This is a genomic window from Actinophytocola sediminis, from assembly GCF_054779715.1.
On sequence record NZ_BAAGXS010000018.1, the window covers coordinates 1 to 26,371 of the forward strand.

Annotated in this window: 25 protein-coding genes and 1 pseudogene; 11 read left to right on the top strand and 15 right to left on the bottom strand. The window is 71.2% G+C overall.

What is annotated here, in order from left to right:
- The 6 genes from ACYVIP_RS10325 to ACYVIP_RS10350 all read right to left on the bottom strand — a co-directional run.
- The coding region (locus tag ACYVIP_RS10325; protein WP_460394573.1) for a hypothetical protein at window positions 1–241 on the bottom strand (241 nt) is incomplete at its 3' end.
- A gap of 44 nt (window positions 242–285) precedes the next feature.
- Entirely contained in the window at window positions 286–2,889 is a 2,604-nt protein-coding gene (locus ACYVIP_RS10330; RefSeq protein ID WP_460394575.1) for an ABC transporter permease, read from the bottom strand.
- A 100-nt stretch (window positions 2,890–2,989) separates the two neighbouring features.
- Window positions 2,990–3,712 carry an ABC transporter ATP-binding protein gene (locus ACYVIP_RS10335; protein ID WP_460394577.1) on the bottom strand — a complete coding sequence of 241 codons (723 nt, stop codon included), beginning with the start codon at window positions 3,710–3,712 and terminating at the stop codon, window positions 2,990–2,992.
- Complete coding sequence (locus ACYVIP_RS10340) at window positions 3,712–4,305, bottom strand: PadR family transcriptional regulator (protein WP_460394580.1); 594 nt, start codon at window positions 4,303–4,305, stop codon at window positions 3,712–3,714. Before ACYVIP_RS10340 ends, ACYVIP_RS10335 begins: the two co-directional genes overlap by 1 nt.
- 46 nt (window positions 4,306–4,351) lie before the next feature.
- Window positions 4,352–5,053 carry a carbon-nitrogen hydrolase family protein gene (locus ACYVIP_RS10345; RefSeq protein WP_460394582.1) on the bottom strand — a complete coding sequence of 234 codons (702 nt, stop codon included), beginning with the start codon at window positions 5,051–5,053 and terminating at the stop codon, window positions 4,352–4,354.
- 98 nt (window positions 5,054–5,151) lie between these two features.
- Window positions 5,152–5,439, bottom strand: a complete 288-nt coding sequence (locus ACYVIP_RS10350) for a GlsB/YeaQ/YmgE family stress response membrane protein (RefSeq protein ID WP_460394584.1) — start codon at window positions 5,437–5,439, stop codon at window positions 5,152–5,154.
- A 170-nt stretch (window positions 5,440–5,609) separates the two neighbouring features.
- On the opposite strand from ACYVIP_RS10350, the gene ACYVIP_RS10355 reads away from it, so the two are divergent.
- Window positions 5,610–6,320 carry a lytic polysaccharide monooxygenase gene (locus tag ACYVIP_RS10355; protein WP_460394586.1) on the top strand — a complete coding sequence of 237 codons (711 nt, stop codon included), beginning with the start codon at window positions 5,610–5,612 and terminating at the stop codon, window positions 6,318–6,320.
- Window positions 6,321–6,337: 17 nt separating this feature from the next.
- Window positions 6,338–6,937: a DUF305 domain-containing protein gene (locus ACYVIP_RS10360; RefSeq protein ID WP_460394588.1), complete on the top strand. Its 600-nt coding sequence runs from the start codon at window positions 6,338–6,340 to the stop codon at window positions 6,935–6,937.
- Between the two features lie 40 nt (window positions 6,938–6,977).
- Here ACYVIP_RS10360 and ACYVIP_RS10365 read toward each other — a convergent pair whose 3' ends face one another.
- On the bottom strand, window positions 6,978–8,219 hold the full coding sequence (locus ACYVIP_RS10365; protein WP_460394590.1) for an MFS transporter: 1,242 nt from the start codon (window positions 8,217–8,219) through the stop codon (window positions 6,978–6,980).
- Between the two features lie 58 nt (window positions 8,220–8,277).
- Between ACYVIP_RS10365 and ACYVIP_RS10370 the strand changes: the two genes are divergently transcribed.
- Complete coding sequence (locus ACYVIP_RS10370) at window positions 8,278–9,228, top strand: ArsR/SmtB family transcription factor (RefSeq protein ID WP_460394592.1); 951 nt, start codon at window positions 8,278–8,280, stop codon at window positions 9,226–9,228.
- Window positions 9,229–9,343: 115 nt separating this feature from the next.
- Here ACYVIP_RS10370 and ACYVIP_RS10375 read toward each other — a convergent pair whose 3' ends face one another.
- The 3 genes from ACYVIP_RS10375 to ACYVIP_RS10385 all read right to left on the bottom strand — a co-directional run bounded on the left by ACYVIP_RS10375 (window position 9,344) and on the right by ACYVIP_RS10385 (window position 12,160).
- Window positions 9,344–10,354, bottom strand: a complete 1,011-nt coding sequence (locus ACYVIP_RS10375; protein ID WP_460394594.1) for a TerC/Alx family metal homeostasis membrane protein — start codon at window positions 10,352–10,354, stop codon at window positions 9,344–9,346.
- A gap of 210 nt (window positions 10,355–10,564) precedes the next feature.
- Window positions 10,565–11,530, bottom strand: a complete 966-nt coding sequence (locus ACYVIP_RS10380; RefSeq protein WP_460394596.1) for an alpha/beta fold hydrolase — start codon at window positions 11,528–11,530, stop codon at window positions 10,565–10,567.
- Window positions 11,531–11,587: 57 nt separating this feature from the next.
- Window positions 11,588–12,160 (bottom strand): TetR/AcrR family transcriptional regulator, encoded by a 573-nt coding sequence (locus tag ACYVIP_RS10385; RefSeq protein WP_460394598.1) that lies wholly within the window; start codon window positions 12,158–12,160, stop codon window positions 11,588–11,590.
- Between the two features lie 150 nt (window positions 12,161–12,310).
- On the opposite strand from ACYVIP_RS10385, the gene ACYVIP_RS10390 reads away from it, so the two are divergent.
- Window positions 12,311–13,480 carry an HNH endonuclease signature motif containing protein gene (locus ACYVIP_RS10390; protein WP_460394600.1) on the top strand — a complete coding sequence of 390 codons (1,170 nt, stop codon included), beginning with the start codon at window positions 12,311–12,313 and terminating at the stop codon, window positions 13,478–13,480.
- On the opposite strand, the gene ACYVIP_RS10395 is transcribed toward ACYVIP_RS10390, so the two are convergent.
- Together ACYVIP_RS10395 and ACYVIP_RS10400 are read right to left on the bottom strand one after the other, a co-directional pair.
- Window positions 13,474–13,641, bottom strand: a complete 168-nt coding sequence (locus ACYVIP_RS10395) for a DUF397 domain-containing protein (protein WP_460394602.1) — start codon at window positions 13,639–13,641, stop codon at window positions 13,474–13,476. The two genes, ACYVIP_RS10390 and ACYVIP_RS10395, sit on opposite strands and share 7 nt — an antisense overlap.
- Complete coding sequence (locus tag ACYVIP_RS10400) at window positions 13,638–14,468, bottom strand: helix-turn-helix domain-containing protein (protein ID WP_460394604.1); 831 nt, start codon at window positions 14,466–14,468, stop codon at window positions 13,638–13,640. Before ACYVIP_RS10400 ends, ACYVIP_RS10395 begins: the two co-directional genes overlap by 4 nt.
- Window positions 14,469–14,567: 99 nt before the next feature.
- Between ACYVIP_RS10400 and ACYVIP_RS10405 the strand changes: the two genes are divergently transcribed.
- On the top strand, window positions 14,568–14,984 hold the full coding sequence (locus ACYVIP_RS10405; RefSeq protein WP_460394606.1) for a hypothetical protein: 417 nt from the start codon (window positions 14,568–14,570) through the stop codon (window positions 14,982–14,984).
- Complete coding sequence (locus ACYVIP_RS10410; RefSeq protein ID WP_460394608.1) at window positions 14,981–15,196, top strand: hypothetical protein; 216 nt, start codon at window positions 14,981–14,983, stop codon at window positions 15,194–15,196. The genes ACYVIP_RS10405 and ACYVIP_RS10410 overlap by 4 nt, the downstream gene beginning before the upstream one ends.
- Window positions 15,197–15,200: 4 nt before the next feature.
- Here the strand turns inward: ACYVIP_RS10410 and ACYVIP_RS10415 are convergent, their stop codons facing one another.
- The gene (locus ACYVIP_RS10415; RefSeq protein ID WP_460394610.1) at window positions 15,201–15,545 is read right to left on the bottom strand and encodes a YybH family protein; all 345 of its coding nucleotides are present in this window, start codon (window positions 15,543–15,545) and stop codon (window positions 15,201–15,203) included.
- Window positions 15,546–15,616: 71 nt separating this feature from the next.
- Here ACYVIP_RS10415 and ACYVIP_RS10420 point away from each other — a divergent pair, with 71 nt between their 5' ends.
- Together ACYVIP_RS10420 and gndA are read left to right on the top strand one after the other, a co-directional pair.
- On the top strand, window positions 15,617–16,498 hold the full coding sequence (locus ACYVIP_RS10420) for a LysR family transcriptional regulator (protein ID WP_460394612.1): 882 nt from the start codon (window positions 15,617–15,619) through the stop codon (window positions 16,496–16,498).
- 133 nt (window positions 16,499–16,631) lie between these two features.
- Complete coding sequence (gene gndA, locus ACYVIP_RS10425) at window positions 16,632–18,071, top strand: NADP-dependent phosphogluconate dehydrogenase (protein ID WP_460394614.1); 1,440 nt, start codon at window positions 16,632–16,634, stop codon at window positions 18,069–18,071.
- 78 nt (window positions 18,072–18,149) lie between these two features.
- Here the strand turns inward: gndA and ACYVIP_RS10430 are convergent, their stop codons facing one another.
- Window positions 18,150–19,313, bottom strand: a complete 1,164-nt coding sequence (locus tag ACYVIP_RS10430) for an alpha/beta hydrolase family protein (protein WP_460394616.1) — start codon at window positions 19,311–19,313, stop codon at window positions 18,150–18,152.
- Between the two features lie 110 nt (window positions 19,314–19,423).
- Between ACYVIP_RS10430 and ACYVIP_RS10435 the strand changes: the two genes are divergently transcribed.
- Entirely contained in the window at window positions 19,424–20,593 is a 1,170-nt protein-coding gene (locus tag ACYVIP_RS10435) for a sensor histidine kinase (RefSeq protein WP_460394618.1), read from the top strand.
- Window positions 20,590–21,243 carry a response regulator gene (locus ACYVIP_RS10440; RefSeq protein WP_460394620.1) on the top strand — a complete coding sequence of 218 codons (654 nt, stop codon included), beginning with the start codon at window positions 20,590–20,592 and terminating at the stop codon, window positions 21,241–21,243. Before ACYVIP_RS10435 ends, ACYVIP_RS10440 begins: the two co-directional genes overlap by 4 nt.
- Window positions 21,244–21,251: 8 nt before the next feature.
- Here the strand turns inward: ACYVIP_RS10440 and ACYVIP_RS10445 are convergent, their stop codons facing one another.
- A complete protein-coding gene (locus ACYVIP_RS10445; protein WP_460394622.1) occupies window positions 21,252–24,578 on the bottom strand; it encodes a hypothetical protein in 3,327 nt (1,108 codons plus the stop codon).
- A gap of 211 nt (window positions 24,579–24,789) precedes the next feature.
- On the opposite strand from ACYVIP_RS10445, the pseudogene ACYVIP_RS10450 reads away from it, so the two are divergent.
- Window positions 24,790–25,878, top strand: a pseudogene (locus ACYVIP_RS10450) (Hsp70 family protein); the annotation flags it as partial.
- Window positions 25,879–26,371: the final 493 nt, after the last annotated feature.

Genomic DNA, 26,371 nt, shown 5'->3' on the forward strand with positions numbered 1-26,371 from the left:
CCGGGCGCGGCTGGTCGCGGGGCGGCGTCGGTTCGGCGTCGGCCAGCGGGAGGTCGGGCGCGCCCGGCGCGTGGGCCAGGCCGCCGGCGGGTGGGGTGGCCACGGCCAACACCACCGCGCCGTGGCTCGGGTCCTCCGGGGTCTGGGCGTTGGCGCAGGTGCCCATGCCGAACACGGCCAGCACCGCGACGAGCAGCACCGCCGCCACCTGGCGGCGGTGCTGACTCGCGTATCGGTGCACGCCCGCACCGTAGTCGGTGACCCGACCCGGTGGCGAGCGCCGGGTCACTCCACGCGCCGGACCATCGGCAGCGTGGCCCTGGTCGTGACCAGGGCGACCGCCACCGCCAGCAGCGGCACCGCGACCACCGTGATCGCCAGGTTCTGCCACGGCAGCACGATCTCGGTCAGCCCGGTGAGCCACACCACCGCGACCCCGAGCACCGCGCCGAACCCCAGGCCCAACCCCGTGCCCAGCGTGCTCAGCACCAGTGCCTGCGCGCCGGCGAGCGTGCGCCGCCGCCGGGGCTGGGCGCCGATCGCCGCCAGCGTGGCCAGGTCGGCGCGGCTCTCGGCCCCCGACAGCGCCACCGTGATGCCCACCCCGAGCAGGGTGACCAGCCCGGCGCCGCCCGCGAGCGCGAGGGCGATCAGGTTGGCCTCGGCCGCGTAGTCCGGCTGCACGTGCGCGGTCAGGCCCTGGTCCTCGGCCACCGAGAGGGCCGCGTCGACCTGGTCCTGGGTCGCGTCGGCCCGGTGGACCACGGCGATGGCGGTGCGCTTGGTGGTCAACCCGTGCGCCGCGGCCGTCTCCGCCGAGATGAACGCGTCCGGCAGGTCGGTGAAGTAGGTTCGCTCGTTCCCGTCCGCCATCGGCAGGTACTGCGCGGGGAACTGCCGTGGCTCGGCGTCGGTGTCGTTGAAGCGCTCGGTCGTGGCCACGCCGTCGGCGAGCACGCACTCGTCGGTCACCAGGGCCTTGCCATCGGCCAACGCGGCGAGCGCGGCGGGCGGCGGCCGCTGGCCGGTGACCAGCTCGATCATCTCCGGCGTGCCGACGCCGAGCCTGGCCGAGGTCGCCAGCTGACAGTCGGGGTTCGAGGCGTCCCAGGCCAGCGACGTCGAGATGGGGCCGTGCTCGCTCACCGTCGGATCCATGATCATCTGGACCTCGTGGGTCGCCGCACCGGGCAGCTCGTCGGCGATCTCCGAGGTCGCGTCGGCCAGCTGGGCGTCGGCGTCCGGGTCGGTGACCCCCGGGTCCTCGCTCACGACGATCGTGTCGTCGGGCACCGTCCGGAACTGCCTGGGGGCGGTGGCGGCCAGGCTGAACGCCAGCGTCACCGACCCGGTCACCACGACCATGATCGCGATGACCGTGGGCACCGTGCGGTGCCGATGGCGGCCGGCGTCGCGCAGCGCGAGCCGGCCAGACAGCGGCAGCCGTGCCCCGCTCCGGCCGAGTGCGGTGATCAGCTTGGGCGCCACCAGGAACATGCCGACCACGATCGTGACCGTGCCCAGCAGGACGCCCACGATGTGCGTCGTCAGGTCGACGGCGTTCTCGCCGGCCGCCTGCCGGGCGATCACCGTCTGCCTGGCCAGCAACCCGGTGCCGAGCACACCGACGATCCCCACCCCCAGTACCACCATGCCGAGGACCGGCAGCCGTGCGTTGCCCGTGTTGTTGCGGAAGCGCTGGGCCAGCGCGTCGACCGGCCGCATCCTGGCCACGACGATCGCCGGCAGCAGCGCGGCCCCGACGCCGGAGACGAGCCCGATCACGGCCGCGACCATCAGCTCCAACCAGCCGAACCGCCAGCCGTCGATGAGCTGGTTGGTCACCTGTTCCCACACCGGGGTGCCGGCGGCCAGCAGCAGCCAGCCGATGAACACCCCGGCCAGCGTGCCGAGGACACCGAGGACCAGGCCCTGGGCCAGCACGATGCGCCGGACGTGGGCCGAGGTGCCGCCGTTGGCGCCGACCAGTCCGAGCTCGCGGACCTGCCGTCGCGCCCCGACCGCGAACGCCGTGCCGGCCAGCAGGACGACCTCCAGCAGGCCGAGACCGGCCACCATCGCGACCGGGGCGGTCGTCTTCAGGCCGTCGCCGGATCGCTGCCACGCGGTCTGGAACTCCACGCCGTGCTCGGCGAGCGCCGGCCAGGTCTCGTCGACCGTGGTGTCCGGTGGCAGGTCGACGAAGTACTGCCACCACGGCTCCGGCGCGAAGGTCGTCTCGGCGCCCAGCAGCGCGGAGTCAGTCGGCGCGAACACCGCCGCCTGGTCGAGCTGGTACGGGTCGACCCCGATCCCGGTGACCGTGACCGTCGGCCCGTCGTCCGCGGTGATCGTCGCGCCGGCGCGGATCTCGTCGCCGTCGAGCAGTCCCAGCCGCTCCGCCAGCGGCTCGGTGACCAGTGCCTCGGTCGGCCCGGCCGGCAGCCTGCCGGTGGCCAGCCGCCCGACGTGGTTGGTCAGCGGATCGCCGACGGAGAAGGGCAGCAGTTCGGTGCGCACGATCCGCTCGTCCTCGCGCAGCCGCAGTCCGTACGGCTGCGGCACGGGCACGATCCGCGATCCCGGCGGAAGCAGGTTGCGCGGGTCGACCATCGACGGGTCACGTTCGCTGCCCGCCTCGTGGTACACCGAATCGCCGAGCTGCCAGTCGCCGAGGGTGGTGCGGCTGGTGACGAAGACGCGACCGTCGGCGCTGCCGAGGAACCGCTCGGCGTTCGGCTCGTTGCCGGTCAGCGTGCGCAGCAGGCCGTCGACCAGGGTGGCCCCGCCGATGGGCACCGCGATCAGCGCCGCGATGAGGATCGACCGCTTCAGGTTCCGCCGCACCGATCGCCGCGCGATCCGCAACGCCGGCCGCCACCCGCTCATCGGCCAGCCTCCCCGGTGGCACCGCAGCGAAGGGTCCCTTCGCTGCGTCCAGTGCAGTGAAGGGACCCTTCGCTGCGTGCGGGCTGGAGCTGGGGGCGAGTCATGAGGCGCCTTTGAGGAGGGAGTCGGGGGTTTGCTGGCTGCCGGTCTCGTCGACGACCTTGCCGTCGCGCAGGAAGACGATCTCGTCGGCCCACGCGGCGTGCCTGGCCTCGTGGGTGACCAGCACGCCGGCCGCACCGGCGTCGCAGCGGGCGCGGATGGTGCGCAGCACGGCCTCGCCGGTGTTGGAGTCCAGCGCGCCGGTCGGCTCGTCGGCCAGCAGCAGCCGCCGGGGCCCGACCAGTGCGCGGGCGATCGCCACCCGCTGCTGCTGGCCGCCGGACATCTCGTCGGGGAACCGCTTGGCCAGCTCCGCGACCCCGACCTCGCGCAGCGCGGTCATCGCCTCGTCCAGGGCCACCTGCAGGCGCACCCCGTCCAGCTCCCGTGGCAGCGCCACGTTCTCCACGGCGGTCAGCGCCGGGAGGAGGTTCAGGTCCTGGAAGACATAGCCGACGTTGCGCCTGCGCAACGCGGCGAGCCCGGCCCTGCCCTGCTCGTCGAGCCGGTTGCCGGCCACCGCGACCATGCCCTCGGTGGGCGTGTCCAGCCCGCCGGCCAACTGCAGCAGCGTCGACTTGCCGGACCCCGACGGGCCCATCACGGCGATCAGCGTGCCGTGGGCGACCCGCAGGTTCACGTTGCGCAGCGCGGTCACCGCCGTCGGACCGCTGCCGTGCACGCGGGTGACGTCGCGCAGCTCGAGTGCCAGCTCGGTCATCACCGGACCTCCTGCCGGGCCGTGGTCGCCTGCTTGTGCTGGGCAGGGTTCTTCGCCGGTGCGCCGGCCGGTGGCGCGGGCATCCTGGCCAGGCGGGTCTCGGAGTGGTCGAGCCAGCGGACCTCGGCCTCCGCGCGGAAGATCATCGAGTCGAGGACGAGCAGCCACGCGGTGTCCGCGTCCTGGTCGGCGGTGAGCTTGAGGCGGGTCAGCTCCTGCAGGTGCCGCACGGTCGCGGTGCGCTGCGCCTGGATGACCGACGGCGCGTCGACTCCCGGCGTGGTCACCGCGAGCGCGATCTTGATCGCCAGCTCGTCGCGTGGCCGGTCGTCCTGGGTGACCGGCGTGGTGAACCACCTGGCCAGCTCGGCCCGGCCCTCGTCGGTGAGCTGGTAGACGACCTTGCCCTGGGCGTCGGCCTCGCCGGTCTCCTCGACCAGGCCGTCGCGGTGCAGGCGGGACAGGGTCGTGTAGACCTGCCCGATGTTCAGTGGCCAGGTGGCGCCGGTCGAGCGTTCGAACTCGGCGCGTAGTTGGTAGCCGTACATCGGCGCGCGCTCGAGCAACGCCAGTAGGCCGTACTTGATGGACATAGATACGGAGTATGCATACTCGGTATCTATGAAGCAAGTGCGCTGGTCAGCCGCGCACGAGCTCGGCGACCGCGAGGCCGGGGTCGGCGGTGCCCGCCTCGGCGAGCAGCGTGCCCTCCGGATGCCAGACGCCGGTGCCGGAGTCGCGATGACCGGCCAGCACGGTGAACAACCCGTTGTCGGCCGCCCGTTCGGCGAGCAGGTCGGTGACCCTGGCCGGGCGCCGCGTGCTGATCACGTAGACCAGGCAGCCGTCGCGGGCGGCGGCCCGCGCGTGCTCGGTGTGGTCGAGGTCGGCGCCGATCGCGAGCCCGATCCGCCAGCTGTCGAGGGTGACCGTGTGGCCGTGCTCGCCGGGGCTCAGCCCGGCGTCGCGCTCGGCGGCGGTGAGATGCTGCTTGTCGTAGCGCCCGGCGGGTTGCCCGCCCCGGCCGATGACGTGCAGCGAGTTGAACACCTGGCCGTCCTCCCAGACCGGGGCGCCGGCGATCGCGGCGGTCCTGGTCTCGGCGCAGGCGTCGGCCAGCGGGTCGAGCCGGCTGTCCTCGGCGCCAACGGTGTACTTGGCCGGCTCGACGACCACGGCGGCCAGATCATGGCCGGTGAGGAACAGCTCGGGCAGTACCAACAGTTCGGCGCCGGCGGCCGACGCGCGCCGCACGAGCCTGGCGGCCGTCGCGACGTTCGCGGCCACATCCAACGCGACACAGTTGGCCTGCCCAGCACCCAGAACAAGCGGAGCACTCATAGCTCCACATCATCGCGGACCCGTCCGGTGGTGCGATGAAGGCGTCCTGCAGCGCACTGAACGCGATGAAGGCGTCCTTCATCGCGTTCACCCGCTGGTCAGCGGTGGGGCACGGTGCCCTTGGCGCCCTGGGCGCGGTGTTGGCGGCCGACGATCGCCTCCGCGGCGCCGATCAGCAGTACCGCGGCGATCACGGCGAGGATGAAGCCGAGGATGTTGAGCTCCCAGATGTCGCCGGTGCCCAGCAGCCAGGCGATGGTCCCGCCGATGAGCGAGCCGACCAGGCCGAGCGCCAGCGTGGCGAGGATGCCGAGGTTCTGTTTGCCCGGTTTGATCAGTCGAGCGAGTGCGCCGATGATCAGGCCGGCGATGAGAAAGCCGATCATGCGGACCTCCTTGGGTCGTCGTGTGCGGACGGGTATGCCCACTCGGTGGTGGGGTCAAACCAGAGGATAACGCCTTGTGACGGGTTGACTACGCGGGCTTTTTGGTCTAGACCAAGAAGGTGGTCCAGACCACGTCCCGGAGCTGTTCCCTGCCCTCACGGGAGTTGACAATGACACTGAAACGAAAACTGGCCGTGTTCGCGGCCGCCGCCACCCTCGCCCCACTGGGTCTGTTCGTGCTGCCGGCCGGCACCGCCAGCGCGCACGGCTACATCTCGTCCCCGCCGAGCCGCCAGGCGCAGTGCGCGCAGGGCACGGTGACCTGCGGTGGGATCCAGTGGGAGCCGCAGAGCGTCGAGGGACCGAAGGGCCTGCGCAACTGCCATGGCAACGTCGCCAGGTTCGCCGAGCTCAACGACGACAGCCTGCCGTGGCGGGCGACCTCGGTCGGCCGGACGGTGACGTTCACCTGGACGTTCACCGTGCGGCACGTGACCAGCAACTTCGAGTACTACATCGGCAACACCCGGGTGGCGAACTTCAACCTCAACAACCAGCAGCCGGCGCCCGGCCTGACGCACACGATCGACCTCGGCAACTACTCCGGCCGGCAGAAGCTGCTGGCGGTCTGGAACGTCGGCGACACCGGCAACGCGTTCTACGCCTGTGTCGACCTGCAGGTCGGCGGTAAGGCACCGGCACAGACCACGCCGGTGGACACGCCGCGCGCGGACCCCGGCGGCACCTGGACGGCCGGCGCCGCCTACGACGCCGGCTCGCAGGTGACCTACGGGACCACCACCTACCGCAGCGTGCGCAACCACACCGCACTGCCGGGATGGGAGCCGGCGAGCACCCCCGCACTGTGGCAACCCGTCTGAGGTGTGCCGGCCGGCCCGTGCGTGCCGCGGGCCGGCCGGCGCCCAGGGGCCGTTCTCTGCTGATCGCGGTGCTGCTGGTGCTCACCGGCTGCGGCAGCGCGCTGACCACCGGCACCGAGCAGCCCGTGTCGGCCTCCGCGCCGCCGTTGGACGGCTCGTTCAACGACACCGACGTGATGTTCCTGCAGATGCTGATCCCGCACCATCAGCAGGGCCTGCGCCTGGCCGAGCTGGCCGAGGACAAGGGCGGTCGCGCCGAGGTCCGGGAGTTCGCCGCCGCCGTCGTCGCCACCCAGACCGACGAGCTGACCGACGTGGAGGCGTGGCTGACCGACTGGAACCAGCCGACCGCGGCCGACCCGGACCCCAACGCCCACCACGGCCACGGTGACGGGCTGCACAGCCCAGACGACCCGGTGGCGGTCACGGCGCTGGCGGAGGCCGAGCCGGCCACGTTCGACGCGACGTTCGTCAACCTGTTCACCGGCCACCAGCACGGCGCGGTCGAGCTGGCCAGAATGGAGCTGGCGGAGGGCCGGCACCCGGACGCGCGCGACCTGGCGACCCGGATCGTCGAGTCGCGCACCGCCCAGGTCAAGCAGCTGGCGCTGCTCTGAATGCGTTTTGCCTCCAGCCGCCGGAGCCTGATCACACTGTTCAAGCAGCTGGCGCTGCTCTGAGTGCGTTCGCCTCCAGCCGCCGGAAGTCGCCCGACCACACCGTGCGGCCGGTGATCACGACCAGCAGCAGGCAGACGGCCCCGCCGAGGCCGAACACCGCCCGCACCCCGACGAACTCCGCCAGCACGCCCGCGAGCAGCGCGCCGAGCGGCATCGATCCCCAGCTCGCCAGGCGGCTGACGCCGCTGTAGCGGCCCATCATCTCGTTGGGCACGATCAGGGCGCGCAACGCGCTGTAGGTGACGTTCCAGGCGCCGACGCCGAGGCCGCCGAGGAACGTGCCCGCGGCGATGAGGTAAGGCGACGCGACCGCGGCCGGCGTCGCGAGAAAGACCGCGTAGCACGCCATCGCGCCGACCAACACCACGCGCCGCCCCGCCAGCCGGATCATCACCGGCGCGGCGGCGGCGCCGAGGAACCCCCCGACACCCAGCGCCCCGATCAGCAGGCCGAACTCCGACCGGGTCAACCCGACCGGGCCCGGCGCGACGGCGTACAGGGCGATCACGGCGTTCCACCCGGCCCAACAGCCGGCCGCGCCCCCGGCCACCAGCAGCAGGGTCCGTAGGGTCCGCTCGTGCCACACGTACCGCAGGCCCGCCAGGAGATCAGCGCGGATCATCGTGGGCTCGGCCGGGGCGGCGGGCCGGTAGCGGCCGGTCATCACCGCCAGGGCCAGCAGCGCGACCAGGTAGCCGATCCCGCTCGCGCCGACGGCCAAGGCGAACCCGGCCGCCGCCAGCAGCCCGCCCAGCGGCGGCCCGGCGAACTCGTTGGCCACGGTCTCGGTCGCGGTCAGCTTCGCCAGCGCGGACTCCATCCGGTTGCGGGGCACCACCTGCTGGATGACCGACATCCGGGTGGTGTCGGTGACCACCTCACCCACCCCGAGCAGGCCGGCCGCCCCGTACAGGACGGGCAGGGAGAGCACGTCGCCCAGCACAAGGGCCACGAGGACGGCGGCCACGACGACCCGCCCGCCGGTCGCCACCATGATCAGCCGCCGCCGGTCGACGCGATCGGCGAGCACGCCCGCGGGCAGGGCGAACAGCAGCCATGGCAGCGTGTTGGCCAGGGTCGCACCGGCGACCAGCGCGGGCGAGTCGGTCATCGAGACCGCGATCAGGGGCAGTGCCAGCTTGAACATGCCGTCCGCGAGGTTGGTGACCGCGGCGCCGAGCCACAGGGCCGTGAAGTTCCGCCTGGTCTGTGCTGACATGCGGCGAGCCTGCCGGTCCAGGAGCCGGCGGCTCAAACGTTTCCACGGAGGAGGAAACATGGCGGTGTTCCAGGTCGACGCCGATGTCCTGGCCAGGACCCGGTTCGGCACCTCGCAACTGGCCGAGACGGTGGCGGCGGTGAGCATTCTCCAGGCGGCCCAGCCCTTTCCGTGGCACCGCGTCTGGAAGAACGAGCACGTTGAGCCCTTCCGGTCGCGGTTGGCGGACGATCCGGTGACCGCCGCGATCGTCGAGTACGGCTTCTCGACCACGTGGATCGCCGACTACGTCGCGGCCCCGCCGGAACGCCCGGACCTGACGTTGGACGACGAACTGGCGGTGCTGTCGGCGCTGTCGGACGACCAGGTACGCGCCGACCTGGCGCGGGGTCGTGCCCGACTGCCCGCGCAGCTGTGCGGCACCGGTCTCGCGACGCGCACGGCCGACCTGTTGCGCTGGGTCTGGCGGCAGACGATCGAGGCGGACTGGTCACGCCGGCAGGCGGTGTTGCGCGCGGACGTGGTCTCCCGCATCAGCGCGCTGTCCCAGGATGGCTGGTCGGGGGTGATGAACAACCTGCGCTCGGGAATGCGCTGGCTCGGCGCCGGCGAGCTCCAGGTCAACGAGGACTCGTACCCGCCGTGCGACGTCCGGGGGCGGGAGCTGACCTTCATCGCGGCGCACTGCCGAGGCGGCTGGGCATCGTGGCGGATGCCGGATCGCTTCGCGATCGTCTACCCGGTGACCGGCGTGTTCGCCCAGGATCCCGTCCGCGCCCCCGACCACCTGGTCGACCTGCTGGGACGCGCCAGGAGCACCGTGCTCGTGGGGGCGTCCTCGGCGATCAGCACCACCGGCCTGGTCGCGACCACCGGCCTGCCGCTGGGCACCGTCGGCAACCACCTGCGGGTCCTGCTGCACTCCGGCCTGCTGCACCGGCGCCGGTCGGGCCGCGAGGTCCTCTACTGGTGGACGGACACGGCTCGCGCGCTGGTCACCGGTGCCTAGTGGCGCGGTCCTCTCGGCGGTGTCAGCGCCGCACAGGTGATCAGCAGCGCGGCGATGACGAGCAGCAGGGTGAACAGCTCGATCAGGGCGTTGATGACGAGTTCGGTGAGCACGGTCAGCCCTCCCGCGCACTGGTGTGGCTGGCGGCCCGGCGCCGGGCGCGCAGGCTGGTCGCGATGACCGTGCCCAGGACGGCGACGATGACGAGCAGTGAGACCGGGGTCGGGATCTGCGGCACCGAGGGCCAGAGGCCATGTGCCCAGTGCAGGATCAGTTTCACGCCGATGAACGCGAGGATGATCGCGAGGCCGTGGTTGAGGTGGACGAGCTTGGCCAGCGCGGTGTGCAGGACGAAGTAGAGCGCGCGCAGCCCGAGCAGGGCGAAGGCGTTGGTGGCGAACACCAGGTAGGGGTCCTCGGTGATGCCGTAGACCGCGGGCACCGAGTCGACCGCGAACACCACGTCCGTCGCGAACACGGCCACCACCACGACCGCCAACGGGGTGAGCGCCCGCTTTCCCTGTTCGCGCACGGTCAGCCGCGCACCCCGGTAGTCGTCGGTGACCGGGAGCAGCCGGCGCAACAGCCGCACGGACCGCATCCGCGAGGTGTCCTGCACCGCGGCCGCGCCGCTCATCGCCTGATGCAGGATCTTGCCCGCCGACGCGAGCAGGATGACCCCGAACACGAGGAATGCCCAGGTGCCGGCCGACAGCAGGGCGGCGCCGGCCGCGATGAACACGCCCCGCAGCACCAGCGCACCGACGATGCCGTAGAGCAGCACACGTTGCTGCACCGCGGGCGGCACCGCGAACGCGGTGAGCAGCAACATGAACACGAACAGGTTGTCCACCGACAGGGATTTCTCGACCACGAAGCCGGTCATGAACTCCAGCGCCTGGCCGCCACCGAAGGCCGCAAACAGCCATAACCCGAACAGCACCGGCAAGGTCAGGTAGAACACCGACCAGCCGACGGCTTCCCGCATCGACACCTCGTGCGGGCGACGGGTCACCACGAAGTCCGCGACCAACAGTCCCAAGAGGACCGCGATGCTCACGGCCCACAGTCCGGGTGAGCCGATCGACTCCACGGGGGCGGCCAGTACGACGGTTGAGTCGGGCATCGGACCTCCTCGAACAGCGGGTGCGTTCGAGGTCTCCTTCGCCCATGGGGCGGCTTCCCGAGGACATCAGACGGGATGTCCGTATTGACCGGGAGAGCGCTTCGGAAGTACTCCCCTCGCCGCCAGTATCACCGCGTCGGGAGATTAAGTAAAGGTTCAGTAAATAATTTCCATAATGATCGCCAGTTAGTCAGTCTTCAACTGTTCCGGTCAGGTCAGAAAGGCGGTTATCTCGGCCACCACTTCCGCTGGCTGTTCCTCAACAAGGTAGTGGCCGGAGTTCTCGATCAGGGTCACCCGCACGTCGGTTGCCTTGGTGGGGAGCAGTTCCCGCAGCGTCGGGTAGTTGCCGTGGTGGGCGAGAGCGAGCAGGGGCGCGGTCACCGGCAGGTAGGTCCGGTCGTCGGCGATGTCCTGCCCGAACGCCTGATACCACCCGTTGCCGGCGCGGATGGCGTCCTCGGTGTCATAGGCGCGCGCGTAGATCTCGCGGTCGCGCTCGGTCACCGAGTCGGGGTTCACCAGATTGAGGTCACACATGTAGTCGATCAGCAGCCGTGCCCTGCCGGCCAGTAGCTGTTCCGGTAGCCCACGGGCCTGGTTGAACGCGAACCACCACAGATGGAAGGTGTCGGGTCGCGGGATCAGCGTCAGCTGGTACATGCCTTCCTCGGGATGGGGGACATCCAGCAGCACCAACCGCCTGACCAGCTCGGGGTGGTTGGCCGCGAAGCTGAACCCGACCATCGCACCGATGTCGGAGCCGACCACGTCCACCTGGTCGTACCCGAGGTGGCGCACGAGCGCGGCGATGTCGGCCGCCATGGTCTTCTTGTCGTAGCCGTCGGCCGGTTTGGCGGATCTGCCCATGCCACGCAGGTCGACCGCGAACACCCGGTTGGTCCGCGCCAGCGCCGGCATCGCCAGGTGAAACTCCCACCAGGTGCGCGGCCAACCGGGCAGCAGGACCAGTGGGCGACCCTGGCCGCCGGTCACGTAGTGCAGCCGAACACCGTTGACTGTGGCGTATCCGTCACGGAAGTCGCCAGGTAGGGACCGTGCGAGCGCCTCGTCGGATGGCGCGCCGGGTGGTGTGGCGTCCGCCGGCACACCGGTCGCGGCGAGCAGGCCGCCCATCGCGCCCGCACCCAGAATGCTCCGTCGTTGGATGGACATCAACAGCTCTCCAAACTGGAATGATCGTTCCAATATTAGGACAGAAAAACAGCACCGTCAGTCGAGCAGGGAAAGCGCCTGGTCCACCGCGTCGCGCAGGCGACGGGCGTCAGGCAGTTTGGCCATCACCTTGAGTCCCTGGATCAGGGTGATCAGAAACCTGGCCAGCGCACGGGGATCCTTGTCCTCAGGGAGTTCGCCCTGGCTCCGCGCCCGGATGAGCGCACCGGCGATGGCGGTCTCCAGGCCGTCCCAGTTGGACTCCACGCGCCGCGCGATCTCCCGGTCGACGGTCGCGCACTCGACCGCGGTGTTGGTGACCAGACAGCCTCGGCGATCGGTCAGTGACTCGTCGAGGAACGCGCGCACCAGTTCACGCACCGCGGGTAGTACCGGGCCCGGCTGGGACAGTTCCGTGAGCGTGTCGCCCCCGCGCTCCTCGGCGTAGCGGTCGAGCGCCAGTAGATAGAGCTCGTGCTTGCTGCCGAACGTGGCGTAGATGCTGCCCCGCCCGATGCCGAGGTGGTCCACCAGGTCCTGCATCGAGGTGGCCTCGTACCCGTTGCGCCAGAACAGGTCCATCGCCGCCCGCAGGACGACGTCCTGATCGAACTCCTTGGTCCTGGCCACGAGTGAACCGTAGCAGTATCTGGAACGTCCAGTCAAGAATAAGTTCGGGCCTCGGGTGGGCTTTCGCTACGTCCTGTCACGGTGTTCTCGATCAGGTGATTCCCTTTTGTGGCAAGGACAAGTGTCCGGGCCGAGGGTATTCTCGAACACATGTTCACTCCTGTCTTCGAGGTGCCTCCGGGGGATGCCGCGCAAGCGGTGCCTCTGGCGAAGGCGTTTGGAATGCAGCGGGTGGCGTGGCAGGCCGAGGGCCATGCCTTGGAACACTTGGCTGTCTTCGCCGCGAACGCGGATGAGAGGTTTGCTGCGTTGGAGGTGGCTGCGTTGTTGGGGATGTCGTTTCGTGCGGCGCAACGTCGGCTCGATCTGGCGGTCACCCTGGTTACTCGTCTTCCGTTGACGTTGGAGGCGGTGAAGCAGGGTCGGTTCGATAGTTACCGGGCGGGCAGGGTCGCGGAGGCGGTCGCGGTCCTGTCTGATCAGGACGCGGCCATTGTCGAGGCGGAGGTGGTCCCGCAGGTGGAGGATCTCGCGCCCGCCTCGTTGAATCGGTTGCTAGGTAGGGTGATCCGCCGCATTGATGCGGCGGCGATTCTGCGGCGGCATGAGCAGCGGGTAGCCGCACGGCGGGTGGACGCCTACCCCACCGAGGACGGCTGCGCGGCGTTCACTGTCCACGGTCCGGCTGATCGTGTTCATCTCGCTGATGAGCGGGTGAACGCGATCGCTCGTCGTCTGAAGGAGACTGGCGCCGCGGGCGACCGCACGTTGGATCAGTTGCGGGCGGATGTGGCGTTGGATTTGTTGGCGGGCAAGGATTTCGAACACGCCAAAGTCACTGTGCAGCTCACCTTGTCGGCCGCTACCGCTCTCGGTGTTTCTACCGCGCCTGCTCAGTTGGCTGGTTATGGGGATCTGCCGGCGCGGCGGGCGTTGGTCCTCGCTGGCCAGACCGACGCTACCTGGCGGCGGATCTTGACCGACCCGAAGACCGGACAAGCCATCGATGTCGGCCGCCGTCGCTACACCCCACCGGCCGCGTTGCGTGACCAGGTAAGGGCAGAGCTACCGACGTGTACCGCGCCGGGCTGCGTCCGGCCGGCATACCAGTGCGACCTTGATCATCGGCAGCCGTTCCCTGACGGGCCAACCGATCGGGACAACCTGCATCCCGCGTGCCGGCGACATCACCAGGGCAAGACCCACGGAGGTTGGCAGGTGCACGACCAAACCGACACCCTGGTCTGGGTCTCCCCGGCGGGGTACCGATATCCCCACTGGCCAGAACCCATCGCGGACCCGGATCCGCCGCCTTACTGAACCTGGAGGCGTCCTGTTTTCACTGCGGTTACGAGGTTGGGCAGGTTGATCGACAGGTTTGGCCCGGTGGGGTTCTTGCTGTCGCGGATGGCTGCCAGGTCGCCCCGGATCTGGACGCAGTTGCCGTCAGTCCCGGAGTACGAAGAGCTACGCCACGTCATGGAACCTCCTTCAGCACTGCCTGAATGATAGTCCGGCTGGCAGTGCTGGAAAGCGCGATGTCGCCCAACCTCTTCAGGCGGTGGGTATAGGGCTCGGCACGGTCGTCCTGCAGGTAGAACCCGCCGCCATAGACTTCGACGTTGACCACCGGGGTCGCGCTCGGGAACGACATGTAGTGCCAACTGTGCGACAGCATCCCGCCGATGCGTTGGCGCCGCTCCACGACACGCAGCGACACTCCACGATCACGTGCTCCCACAAGGTGTTCGAGTTGCTCGCGGTGAACCTCCGCACCACCGATGGGAATCCGCAGTGCCCTCTCGTGCACGAAGGCCGTGTAGTCGATCCTGCCCACGATCTCCTGCCGGCGCCTCCGCGCGACCCATCGAAGATCGGCGTCGTCTGGCGATACCCCGTCGGCCAGCCACACTGCTCTGGCGTAGGACTCCACCTGTAGTAGGCCGGGTATGAGCATCACCGACCAGTCGGTCAGACTGGTTGCCTCGTTGGCGTAGCTGGCGAGCAGCCCCATCTCCTGCGGCACACCGGGAAGCGGTCGCTCCCACCAGCCGCCGGCATCGCCGGACTTCACGAACTCGATCAACTCCCGGCGCTGCGCCACCGGCACCCGATACGCCGTGGTGATCATGGCGACCTCCTCGGGCGAGATGTGTCGCTTCCCGGTCTCCATCCGGCTCAGCATCGCCGGGCTCACCTCGGCCACCCTCGCCGCGGCCTCCAGGCTCAGCTTCGGGTGGCTCGTGCGCAACTCCCGTAGGCGCATCCCTACCTGCCGGTCACGTGGGGTCGGGGCCTTGCCTGCCATTAACCATGATCCTTTCGAACTTTGACTGAACGAGCGGGTTTCTGGACCGGACTCTAATCTTCCGACCACACCGTCGCGATTCGAAAGGAGGGCTTCCCAATGGGTGTGTCTGCCGATATCTGCGAACTGGACGCACTCATCGAGAAAGCCGCGAAACGCGGCTTCCTCTGGCATCAGTTCCGCATCGACCGGCACGGCCCGGAAGTGCTCGCCGGCGTGTTCCAGTGGCGCGCCTGCGCCGACGTCCTTGTGCTCGCCGACGACGACAACTCGCACGCCTACCGCACGCCGACCAACCCGACCACCGACGTGTTCGCCCCGGCGCACGTTTGCTGGTGGTATGGCGGAAACAGCATGGTATGGGTGCTGCGCGCGTTGCTCACGCTGCCCCGCCCCGACGAGCGCGGCGCCCGGTTCCCGCTGGTGCCGGCGCCGAAGGGCACCGGTGTCAACGGCGCCCGAATTCCGGTTCGGATATGCCGCCGGAACAGCTACTCAGGTCTGGAGAAACAATGACCGCGATCGCCTTCGCTCTGGTCAGTTCCGAAAACCAGGACAAGATCTTCGCCTACGGGCTGGAAATAGATCTGCCCACCGGGCGCGACGTCATAACATTCCGTCGCGAGGCCGATGGGCAGACAATGTTCGGTATGCATCAGTCCGTCGAGTCGGCGCGTCAGCGGTACAGCGCCGTCACTCCGCTGGAACTGGTGTGGGAGCCGAACTGACCGGTCACGCCTCCGGCCGGTCGATGATCCGCACCCACGAGCCGTCCGGCTCCCGGCGCACCACCTGCACCCGGGCGCCCTTGGCGTCCGACGAGCGGGTGGTGGTCAGCGCCAGGTCGCCGTACCGCACGCTGGGCAGCGGGTCCTCGGCCGGGAACGGCAGCGGCGCGTGCTCGAGCATCTTCGCCAGCACCGCGCGGATCGCCTCCCGGCCGACGGTCGTCGCGCCCGGCGGGTAGGCCATGACGGCGTCCTCGGCGTAGAGCGCGGCGATGCCGTCGGCATCCCGCTCGTTGGCGCGTTCGACGAACAGTCGGGTCAGGTCCTCTGGGGTGGTCGCGATATCCATACCGACCACCCTGCGCCCATCTGGATCATAAGTCCAAGAGATAGTTGGTCTGGCAGCTAGCATTATCAGTTATGGAACTGCGTCAGCTCGAGTACTTCGTCGCGGTCGCCGAGGAGCGGAACTTCACCCGCGCCGCCGAGCGCGCCCACGTCGCCCAACCAGGGGTCAGTGCGCAGATCCGCCGGCTGGAACGTGAGCTCGGCCAGCCGCTGCTCGACCGGACCAGCCGCTCGGTGCGCCTGACCGAGGCGGGCGCGGCCGTCCTGCCGCACGCCAGGGCCGCGCTCGCCGCGGTGGCCGCCGCCCGCTCGGCCGTCGACGAGTTGGCCGGGCTGCTGCGTGGACGGCTCGCCATCGGCGCGGTGACCTCGCACACCGTCGACCTGCCCGGCCTGCTCGCCGGCTTCCACCGCGACCATCCCGCGGTCGAGATCACGATGACCGAAGCCACCACCGACGAGCTGCTCGACGGCCTGCGCGAGGGCCGGCTGGACGTGGCGATCATCAGCGTCGGCGCCACGATGCCCCCCGGTATCGAGGGCGAGGTGGTCACCGACCAGGCCATCGTCGCCGCCGTGGCCCCCGACCACGAGCTGGCCGCGCACCCCACCATCACGCTGGACACCCTGCGCGGCCGGGACCTGATCAGCCTCCCGCCGGGCACCGGGCTGCGTGCCCGGCTCGACGAGGCGTGCACCGCCGCCGGCTTCCGGCCGCGGATCGCGTTCGAGGCCTCCGACCCGGAGGTGCTGGCCCAGCTCGCCGCCCACGGGCTCGGCGCGGCCATCCTGCCCGCCGCGTTCGCGCTGGCCAGGTCCGACCGGCTGCGCACGCTCACCATCGACCGGCCGGCACTGCGCGGCCGGCTGGTGCTCGGGTGGCGGGTCGGCGGCCCGGCCAACCCGGCGGGCCGGGTGCTGGTCGAACGGATCCGCGCGGCCATCCAACAGTGACCCCACCAGTGACCCCAGCACTGACCCCAGCAGTGACTCCACCGTTGACTCCACCGTTGATCCCACCCGCGGCTGACAGCGGGCGCAACCTCGGGCAAAGTGGCCACCGAGCATCTCACGGGAAGGAACCCAGATGGCAGATCTGGCACAGATCGGTGTCAGCGGGCTGGCGGTCATGGGCCGTAACCTCGCACGCAACCTCGCCCGCAACGGCTTCTCGGTCGCGCTGCACAACCGCACGTCGGCGAAGACGAAATCGCTGGTCGCCGAGCACGGCGACGAGGGCACCTTCGTGCCGACCGAGACGCTCGAGGAGTTCGTCGGCGCGCTCGAGCGGCCCCGGCGCGTGGTGATCATGGTGAAGGCCGGCGGGCCGACCGACGCGGTCATCGACGAGCTCGTCCCCCTGCTCGACCAGGGCGACATCGTCATCGACTGTGGCAACGCGCACTACGCCGACACCCGCAGGCGCGAGGCCGACCTGCGCGAGCGCGGGCTGCACTTCGTCGGCGCGGGTGTGTCCGGTGGCGAGGAGGGCGCGCTGCTCGGGCCGAGCATAATGCCCGGCGGCTCCAAGGAGTCCTACGCCACCCTCGGCCCGATGTTCGAGAAGATCGCCGCGCAGGTGGACGGCGAGTCCTGCTGTGTGCACGTCGGCCCGGACGGCGCGGGGCACTTCGTCAAGATGGTGCACAACGGCATCGAGTACGCCGACATGCAGCTCATCGCGGAGGCCTACGACCTGCTGCGCGACGGGCTCGGCGCGACCCCCCAGGAACTGGCCGCGATCTTCGCCGAGTGGAACTCCGGTGACCTGGAGTCGTTCCTGATCGAGATCACCGCGGAGGTGCTCGCGCACACCGACGCCGCGACCGGCTCGGCGTTCGTGGACGTGGTGGTCGACCAGGCCGAGCAGAAGGGCACCGGTCGGTGGACCGTGCAGACCGCGCTCGACCTCGGCGTGCCGGTCACCGGGATCGCCGAGGCCACCTTCGCCAGGGCGCTGTCGGCCCACCCCGACCAGCGCGCGGCGGCGCGGGCGGCACTGCCCGGCCCGGCGACCAGGACCAAGGTGCCGGCCGAGGAGCGGGACGCGTTCGTCGACGACGTGCGCAAGGCGCTGTACGCGTCGAAGGTGGTGGCCTACGCGCAGGGCTACGACCAGATGGCGGCGGCGAGCGCGGAGTACGGCTGGGACATCGACCTCGGCGCGATGGCCACGATCTGGCGCGGCGGCTGCATCATCCGGGCCCGGTTCCTCGACCGGATCAAGGACGCCTACGCCACCGAGCGGCCGGCGTCGCTACTGGTCGCGCCCTACTTCCGGGACGCGGTCGCCGAAGGCCAGGAGGCGTGGCGGCGGGTGGTCGCGCACGCGGCCCGCGCCGGCATCCCCACGCCGGGCTTCTCCTCCGCGCTGGCCTACTACGACGCGCTGCGCGCCGAGCGGCTGCCGGCCGCGCTGATCCAGGGCCTGCGGGACTTCTTCGGCGCGCACACCTACCGCCGGGTCGACCGCGACGGCAGCTTCCACACCCTGTGGGGCGCCGACCGCTCCGAGGTCGACGCCTGACCCAGAACGGGCCGGGTGCCCCACGGCACCCGGCCCGCCCTGAATGCCCCATTCGGGACGGTGAACGTCCTCAATGCCTCATTCAGGGCATTGCACCGGCGCGCAGAAGCCGACTTCGGGGAAGCGGGTGGTCGGCCGGTCGAGCATTGGCTGTGGCTTGCCCAGCAGGTGCAGGTCGAGGAAGGCGCGGACGTAGGCGCGGGTGATCTCCACCGACCGGGTGTCGGGCAGCTCGCTGCCGAGGTCGACGCCGATCTGCTGGGCGAGCAGGTCGTAGTCGGTGAAGGACGTGTGGATCGCACCGGTGACCGCGAGCCAGCGTTTCCAGCCGGTCAGCCGTGACCAGGCGGCGGTCCACGACTCATCCTGGCCGGCCGCGCCGAAGACCATGAACGGGCGCGCCAGGCCGGTCTCGGGCAGTGGCTTGAACATCGTGCCGTCCAGGTCGGCTCCGGCCCGCACCCGCGCGTCGGTCAACATGGTCTCGCCGACGCTCGCGCCGCCGAGGGACATGCCGACCATCGCGATTCGCGTCGGGTCGATCCGCGCGCCACCCGGCCACGCCCGCTTCCGTTCGGTCAGCTCGTCGAGCACGAAGGACACGTCGCGGGCCCGGCTCTCCACCACGGCGATCTCGAAGTCGGTGACGTCGGGCAGTTCGCACGCCGCGCACGCGGTGACCCGGCCGTCGGGGAAGGTCATGGCGAAGTTCTCGTAGGTGTGGTCGATGGCGGCCACCACGTAGCCGTTGCTCGCCAACTCCTCGGCCAGGGCGGTGAGCGACGTGCGGGGCCAGGTGAAGCCGGGGGAGAGCACCGCGAGCGGCCGTGTGCCGCCCGCCGGGGTCACGTCGGTGAACGCGTTGGTCCTGGTTGTGCTCAGCACGTCGGGCTCGACATCGGTGACGCCCGTGCCGGCCAGCACCGCCGCGGACTCCGTCGGTGTCATGTACGCCGCGCGCCGCGTGCCCGGCGCCGTCGCCGGGAACCACAGGGAGACCATGAGCTCGCGGTTGCCCGCGGTCGGGACCCAGGGGTCCTGGCGGGTCGGGTCGGTCAGGTGCAGCGAGGTGGTGCCGACCGGATGGTGGCCGGTCGGCGCCGGCAGCGCCGGCGCGGCCGGCGTGTCGGGGGAGCCGGCCGCGGTGGCGGCAGCGGAGGCGGCCGCGATGGCGGCCGTGATGGTGAGCAGTGCGGCGCCGGCGACCAGACCGCGGCGCAACACTGTGCGTTGATGTGGCATGGGCCAATGCTGGGCGCTGGCCCGCCGCCGGACATCGGGACGAAGAACGGTTCGCAACCGTACTTTTGACCGATGCCGCGTACCGGCGGCGGTTTCGTAGCCTGCACCCTGTGGATCATCGCGTTCAGCAGGCCGGGCTCGGTGTCGGGTTCGCCGTGCTGCTCGCCGGCACGGCGTTGGCGATCGCGGATACCTGGGGCGGCCGCTACTGGATGTTCGGCTGCGCCGTCGGACTGGTCGTGTGCCTGCTCGCCCTGGCGCGCGGGCGCTACCCGGTCGGCGCCGCTGTGCTGGCCCTGGTCGTCGCGGCGGTCGCGATCGCGATCGCCAGGGCAGCCCACCTGCCGGCCGAACCGGGGCTCGCCGCGGCGCTGGGCCTGTCGGTGCTGGTCGGCTCCGCGATCAGAACCCTGCCGGTCCCGGTGGCCTGCGCCATCACCGCCGGCGGGCTCGCGCTGGTCGTCGGTTCCCTGGCCACCGTCCCGGGCTCCCCGTCCGGTGTGACGACGTTCAACGGCGCCACCTGGTTCGCCGCGGTCGCGACCGGCCTGTGCCTGCGACTGCTCGATCACCGTCGCCGCGCCGTCGTCGACCAGGTGCGCCGCGCCGAACGCCTCGAGCTGGCCAGGGAACTGCACGACGTGGTCGCCCACCACATCGCCGGTATCGTGCTGCACGCCCAGGCCGCGCGGGTCGTGCGCCGCCGGCAGCCGGAGAACCTGGAGGACTCGCTCGCCGGCATCGAGGCCGCCAGCACCGAGGCGTTGGCCGCGATGCGCCGGGTCGTCGGCCTGCTGCGCGACACCGACGACGCGGCACCGGCCGCACCCGGCCCGGAGCAGCTCAGCGAACTGGTCGCCCGCTTCCCCGGCCCCGCCGTGCGCCTGCGACTACCCGACGACGAGCCGGCCTGGCCGCCCGCGACGGCCAGCACGGTGTACCGGGTCGTGCAGGAGTCCCTGACCAACATCGCCCGCCACGCCCGGCACGCCACCTCGGTCGCGGTCACCGTCACCCGCCACCCCATGGCCCGCAACCCCACAGTCCGCAACCCCACAGTCCGCCACCCCACGGCCACCGACCGGCAGGCCGTCACCGTCGAGGTCGTCGACGACGCCGCGCCGACCCCGACCCGCCACCCCCGCCGAGGCGGCTACGGCCTGATCGGGATCCGGGAACGCGTCGAGGCGCTCGACGGCACGCTGTCCGCCGGCCCGCACGCCGGCGCGGGCTGGTCGGTGCGCGCCACCCTGCCGCTGCCCGCCGAGGAGCCCCGGTGAGCCGGATCAGCGTTTTGCTTGCCGACGACCAGGCCATGATCCGTAGTGGCTTGCGCCTGCTGCTCGATGACGAGCCCGACATCAGCGTGGTCGCCGAGGCGTCCGACGGTGTCGAGGCGATCGAGCTGGCCAGACGGCTGCGCCCGGACGTGTGCCTGGTGGACATCCGGATGCCCCGGCTCGACGGCATCGAGGTCACCCGCGCGCTGGCCGGCCCCGGCGTCGCCGACCCGCTCCGGGTGGTCGTGATCACCACCTTCGACCTCGACGACTACGTCTACGGCGCGCTGCGCGGCGGCGCGGTCGGGTTCGTGCTGAAGGACGCCGGTCCCGCGCTGCTCGCCGAGGCCGTCCGGGCCGCGAACATCGGCGACGCGCTGGTGTCGCCGTCGATCACTCTGCGGCTGCTGCGCCGGCTCGCGGACCAGCACGCCCCACCGGCCGCCTGGCCTGCCCGCCCGCTGTCGGACCGGGAGTTGGAGGTCGTCGGTGCCATCGCGCGGGCGCGCACCAACCAGGAGATCGCCGCCGAGCTGTTCATCTCGCTGAGCACGGTCAAGACCCACGTGTCCGCGATCCAGGCCAAGCTCGGGGTGCGCAACCGGGTCGGCATCGCCGCCTGGTCATGGGAGAACCGGGTCCAGAACTGACTGAGTGATCACCGGTCGGCGGCGCCGAGTTGCACGAAGGACTTGGCGCCGTCCGGTTCCAGGCGCAGGATCGGGATCCGCTTGCCGATCGTGTTGCCGTGCTGGTCCAGCTCGATCGGGCCGGTGACCCCGTCGACCTTGTTCTCGCCGTGCATGTTCAGCCAGATGTTTGCCGCGCCGCCGCCCTGGACGGCCTTCACCGTGGTCGTCAGCGCGTCGTGGGACATCATGGCCTGGCCGTCGTCCAGTGGGGAGTCGGGGAAGGTCTGCCGGTAGTGCTCGGCGAACCAGACGAACGCGCTCGCCTCGCCCCGGTCGGCGTCGCGCCACTGGTCGGGGTGGGCCAGCGCGGTGCACAGCACGGTCACGCCCCGCTCGCGCAGCGCGGTGGCGAACCGTTCGTGCTCCGGGTTGTCCTCGTCGATCTCGATCACCGTGGCGTCGTCCGCGGTCACCACGGTCACCGGCAGGTTCGGGTTGCAGTGCCGGTCGCCGAGCTCGATCACGAACTGGCGCAGCGCGGCACTGCGCCCGGCGAAGTACACCGACCGGTAGTCCCCGGCGCAGATCTCGTTGACGATGTTGCGCATCCGCACGGCCACGTCCGCCGCCCCGTCCGGTGTGGACTCGAACGTCTCGGTCGCGGCGCCGGGCAGCAGCCGCAGGAAGTGCTCGGCCAGCGTGGTGTTGTAGAGGTCGTCCTGGTTGCTGTCCCTGATCAACAACGTCCGGTCGCTGGTCAGGTGCTGGGTGCTGATGCCGACCTCGACCTGGTCGCGGTTGGTGGGCGCGACCCTGGCGAACCGGCGGATGCCGCCGGCGGTGGCGTCGCCGTGGATGTCGTCGGAGGTGATGATCGCGGCCATGGTGGGGATGCCGCGCTCGCCGAGGGTGCGCATCGCCGCCAGGCCGTTCTTGCGGCTGGGGTTGAGCTCCACGACCACGCGCAGGTCCTCGAGGTCGGCCAGCTGGTCGAGGACCGGCGCCCAGTGGTCGGCCTGGTCGCCGACGTTGGCCACCAGCAGCCTGATCTTCGGCGTGGCCGAGGAGCGCACGTTGGCCTGGTACTGCGCGACGTAGGCGCCCTGCAACGTGTGCGCGACGGCGTCGATGGACAGCAGTCCGGCACCCTCGTGGGGCACCGGCACCGCGGCCACCACGGTGACCACCCCGTCGCCGGTGCCGACCTCGACGTTGCGCTCGTGGATGCGCTTCAGCACGGGCGCCAGCCGGGGATGGAACTCGAAGCCGCCGTCGGTGATCCCGACGCACTCGCCGTCGCGGGACTCGATGCCCGCCGCGCAGGTCTCCTGCGCGAACGCCGACGGGAGCAGCACCGCGGCGGCGAGCACGACCGGCAGCGCCGCCGCGCCGACACGCAGCACCTGCCGCCGGGGGGAGACCCTCGGCCGGACCGGCTGGCGCCTCGGCTGGTGGCCAGGCTGGCCGCCCGAGCGCCAGGACGCCAGGCTCTCCACCAGGTCGCCGTGGCGCCTTGCGGTCGCGTTGACCTCCTGGCCGCGGTCGAACAGCGCGTCGGCGTGGGCGGGGACCTCGCCGGACAGCTCCTGCCAGCGGGCGGCGATCCGGGGCAGCAGCGCGGCGAACGGGTCGTTGAGCGGGTCGGCCTCCAGCCAGTGCGCCGGCACCAGCCAGGCCAGGTCCCTGGTCCGCCGGTCCTGCTCGTCGGCCCAGCTCGCCAGCTCACGCAGGGTGGTGCGGTCGCCGTCGATCGCGGTGGGGGCGGCGGTGACCGCGGTGAAGGCCGCGAGCCAGTCCGGCGCCGGCCGGTCGGGGGTCAGTGCCTGGTTCAGCTCCCGGACGACCCGCTCGACCTCGCCGACGGCCAGCCGGTGGCCCAGCTCGCCGGTGAGGTCGCCGGCCTCCTGGTGGTGGGCGGCCAGCCGCCGGTGCACCCGGTCCCAGGACGACGGGTGCTCGGCTGGCCGCTGTGCCAGCCGGAGCAACAGCAGCCGGCGCAGCCACGGGTGCGGCTCGCCGGTCGCCGGGTTCAGCCAGTGCAGCTCGCGGATGGTGGTGCTGAGGTCCTGGGCGGCCTGGCGGTGGTCGTCGTCGGTGACCGAGCCGAGCGCGGCCCGCAGCGTGGCCAGCGTCAGCTGCCGGGCCGCCGCGCAGGTGACCAGGTGTTCGCGCAGCTCGGCCGGCACGTCGACGAGCAGGGCGTCGAGCAGTTCCGGGGCCTGGGCCAGCATCTGGCGCGGGGCGGCGGCGGGGGAGCCGGCGAGCAGGCCGAGCACGGCCCGGACCCCGCCGGGATGCCCGGCGGTGAGCCGGTGGACGAAGCTCGCGAGCGATCCCCGGCTGCGCAGCCCGTAGCGCTGGGCCAACCGCTCGACCTCGTCGCGGCTGAGGTCGCGCAGGCCGACCGGATAGCACCGGGACCGCCAGTCGGCGTGGTTGAACCGCTGCTCCCAGGCGGTGCGGCTGGCCTCCTCCGGGGTGGCGACCTCGCCGGTGAACAGCTCGGGGTTGAGCGTGTGCCGGCTGGCGGCGACCACCAGCAGCGGGTCGGGCCTGCTCTCCGGCGTGGACCGGACGCGCGCCAGCAGTTCGAGGAACGCCTTGCCGACCGCGCCGTGCGCGTTGTCCAGCAGCGCCACCGTGGCGACCGTGCGGTCGGGGCCGCGGAGCTTGTTGGTGTAGGCGGCGCGCAGGTCGGCGAGGAAGGCCGAGCAGAGCCGTTCCTCGACGGTGCGCAGGTCGAGCTGGCCGCCGCGGTCGAAGGTGACCTTGAGGCGCAGCAGGGCGTCGACGGCCGATTGGTTGCCCCGGCTGGCCCACCAGCGCTCCGCCGGGCCGTGCAGCAGCTGCAGGGTCTGGGCCGCGGTGTCGACCGCGACGGCGACGTTGGCCGGCGGCGCCGGGTTGGTCAGCGCGACGACGAGCCGGGTGACCAGATCGCGGACCTCTGTCGGGATTCTGCGGAATCTCCGGATACTGGTGAGCATGTTCCTGACCGCGACCCGCTGTTCTTCCGGGGACTGGCCGTCGTGGTCCATTTTGGTGACCAGCAGGCCGACCCAGAAACGCGGAAAACGCAGCCGGCCGAGCCGGCGGTGGCCGATACTGAGTTGGGTGACCAGATCGACCATGATGTCGATCGGCGTGGCCGGGTTGCTCGTCGCGAGATCGGTGTACGCGTGCGGGATGGCGGCCGCGAGCTGGTCGAACTCGTGTAGCAGCGCGGTCTTGCCGCTGCCGGCCGGACCGAGCAACAGGGTGATCGGCAGTTGGCGCCCGCGCGGTCTCGGCCAGATAACACAATTCTCGAACAGGTCGATTATTCCGGCGCGGCCAGGCAGGGGTGAATGCATGTGAGAACTCCCGGAAAGACGACCCGATCTTAGCAGAGGAGTCTGACAGGAGACGTTATTCCGCGGCACGTTGTCCGCGTACCCCATAGGGTGAACCGGCAACGAATGGCCGGTCCCTGGCCTGGACCGTCACCCCGCGCTGACCCGATCGTGAGGCCCCGTCGACCCACTGGGGGGATGACGGGTCGAGGAAGGGAATCAACGGGTGAGTGTGCGGGTCCTGTCCATCGATCTGGGAACGTCCAACACGGTGGCGGTGCTGGCCGCCAACGGGTGGCCGCCCCGGGTGGTCGACGTGGACGGCGCGTCGACGATGCCCTCCGCGGTGTTCGCCGCCGAGGACGGCCGTCTCGTGGTCGGCCGGGAGGCGCTCCGGTTGGCCAGGACGGCGCCGGCGCGGTTGGCGCCCAACCCCAGACGCCGGGTCGACGAGGGCACCCTGTCGCTCGGCGACGTCGTGGTGCCGGTCGCGGCCGCGCTCGGCGCGGTTCTCGGCAAGATCGTCCGGGAGGTGAGCCGCCAGCTCGGCGGTGTCCTGCCGGACCAGGTCCGGCTCACCCACCCCGCCTCGTGGGACGCCGCGCGCCGCGCGGTGCTGCTCGACGCCGCCCGGCAGGCCGGCATCACCACCGCCGTGGCGCTGGTGCCCGAGCCGGTCGCGGCGGCCGCGCACGTCGCCTCGGTGACCGGGCGGGTGCTCGCGCCGGGGCAGGCACTCGCGGTCTGCGACCTCGGCGCCGGCACGTTCGACGTGGCCGTCGTCGGCGCCGGGCAACAGGGGCTCACGGTGCTGGCCGAGTCCGGGTTGGCCGACCTCGGCGGCCTGGACATCGACCAGGCGCTGCTCGACCACCTCGGCCGCCAGGTCGCCGAGCGGGATCCGGAGGCCTGGCGGCGGCTGGTCACCCCGCTGTCGGCCGAGGACCGGCGGGTCGCACTCGTGCTGCGCGAGGACATCCGGGTGGCCAAGGAGGCGCTGTCCGAGCACCCGAGGACCGAGGTGGTCATGCCGGAGCCGTTCGGCTCCGCGCCGGTCACCCGGGACGAGCTGGAGACGCTGATCCGCCCAGGTCTGCGACACGGCGTCGAGTCGCTGGGGACCACCACGCGCGGCGCCGGGATGGACGTCGGCTGGCTGGCCGGGGTGTACCTGGTCGGCGGGTCGAGCCGGATCCCCCTGGTGGCGACCATGATCGCCGAGCAGCTGCCGGTCGTGCCGACGGCACTGGGCCAGCCGGAGACCGCCGTCGCGTTCGGCGCCCACCAGGTCGACCTGAACGGACTCGGCCCGCAGACCCGCCCGCTCGGCCAGCTCCTCCCGTACGCCCCGGCCCGCCGTGCGCGCCGGTCGCGCGTGGGCGTGGTGGTCGGCGTGCTGTCCGTGGTGCTCGTCGCCGCGCTCGTCGCGGCCATCGTGCTGGTGAACCGGCCGACCACGACGACGGCGTCGCCGCCGCCGGGACCCAACGGCAAGGGCGGCTTCCACTGGTCGCTGACCAACGAGGAGGCCGGCTACTACACCGGTATGTGGGCCGCTCCCGACAGCGTGGTGTTCGGCAGCTGGGACGGGCTCGCCGCCTACGACCCCGAGTCGGGCAGGGAGCTGTGGTCCTGGGAGGTCCCCGACGGGAACTTCCTGTGTGGCATGAGCCCCACCGTCACGGCGTCGGGCCTCGGCGCGTTCACCTACGGGAAGGGCGACAGCGGCGGGGATGACTGCACCATCCTGCAGACCATCTCGGTGGAGTCCGGTGAGCTCAACTGGGACGACCCGGTGTCACTGGTGGCGGCGG

Excerpts from the sequence above, each read along its gene's own strand:
- ACYVIP_RS10330 (WP_460394575.1), bottom strand. The coding sequence starts at position 2,889 with ATGAGCGGGTGGCGGCCGGCGTTGCGGATCGCGCGGCGATCGGTGCGG.
- ACYVIP_RS10335 (WP_460394577.1), bottom strand. The coding sequence starts at position 3,712 with ATGACCGAGCTGGCACTCGAGCTGCGCGACGTCACCCGCGTGCACGGC.
- ACYVIP_RS10340 (WP_460394580.1), bottom strand. The coding sequence starts at position 4,305 with ATGTCCATCAAGTACGGCCTACTGGCGTTGCTCGAGCGCGCGCCGATG.
- ACYVIP_RS10345 (WP_460394582.1), bottom strand. The coding sequence starts at position 5,053 with ATGAGTGCTCCGCTTGTTCTGGGTGCTGGGCAGGCCAACTGTGTCGCG.
- ACYVIP_RS10350 (WP_460394584.1), bottom strand. The coding sequence starts at position 5,439 with ATGATCGGCTTTCTCATCGCCGGCCTGATCATCGGCGCACTCGCTCGA.
- ACYVIP_RS10355 (WP_460394586.1), top strand. The coding sequence starts at position 5,610 with ATGACACTGAAACGAAAACTGGCCGTGTTCGCGGCCGCCGCCACCCTC.
- ACYVIP_RS10365 (WP_460394590.1), bottom strand. The coding sequence starts at position 8,219 with ATGTCAGCACAGACCAGGCGGAACTTCACGGCCCTGTGGCTCGGCGCC.
- ACYVIP_RS10370 (WP_460394592.1), top strand. The coding sequence starts at position 8,278 with ATGGCGGTGTTCCAGGTCGACGCCGATGTCCTGGCCAGGACCCGGTTC.
- ACYVIP_RS10375 (WP_460394594.1), bottom strand. The coding sequence starts at position 10,354 with ATGCCCGACTCAACCGTCGTACTGGCCGCCCCCGTGGAGTCGATCGGC.
- ACYVIP_RS10380 (WP_460394596.1), bottom strand. The coding sequence starts at position 11,530 with ATGTCCATCCAACGACGGAGCATTCTGGGTGCGGGCGCGATGGGCGGC.
- ACYVIP_RS10390 (WP_460394600.1), top strand. The coding sequence starts at position 12,311 with ATGTTCACTCCTGTCTTCGAGGTGCCTCCGGGGGATGCCGCGCAAGCG.
- ACYVIP_RS10395 (WP_460394602.1), bottom strand. The coding sequence starts at position 13,641 with ATGACGTGGCGTAGCTCTTCGTACTCCGGGACTGACGGCAACTGCGTC.
- ACYVIP_RS10400 (WP_460394604.1), bottom strand. The coding sequence starts at position 14,468 with ATGGCAGGCAAGGCCCCGACCCCACGTGACCGGCAGGTAGGGATGCGC.
- ACYVIP_RS10405 (WP_460394606.1), top strand. The coding sequence starts at position 14,568 with ATGGGTGTGTCTGCCGATATCTGCGAACTGGACGCACTCATCGAGAAA.
- ACYVIP_RS10410 (WP_460394608.1), top strand. The coding sequence starts at position 14,981 with ATGACCGCGATCGCCTTCGCTCTGGTCAGTTCCGAAAACCAGGACAAG.
- ACYVIP_RS10415 (WP_460394610.1), bottom strand. The coding sequence starts at position 15,545 with ATGGATATCGCGACCACCCCAGAGGACCTGACCCGACTGTTCGTCGAA.
- ACYVIP_RS10420 (WP_460394612.1), top strand. The coding sequence starts at position 15,617 with ATGGAACTGCGTCAGCTCGAGTACTTCGTCGCGGTCGCCGAGGAGCGG.
- gndA (WP_460394614.1), top strand. The coding sequence starts at position 16,632 with ATGGCAGATCTGGCACAGATCGGTGTCAGCGGGCTGGCGGTCATGGGC.
- ACYVIP_RS10430 (WP_460394616.1), bottom strand. The coding sequence starts at position 19,313 with ATGCCACATCAACGCACAGTGTTGCGCCGCGGTCTGGTCGCCGGCGCC.
- ACYVIP_RS10445 (WP_460394622.1), bottom strand. The coding sequence starts at position 24,578 with ATGCATTCACCCCTGCCTGGCCGCGCCGGAATAATCGACCTGTTCGAG.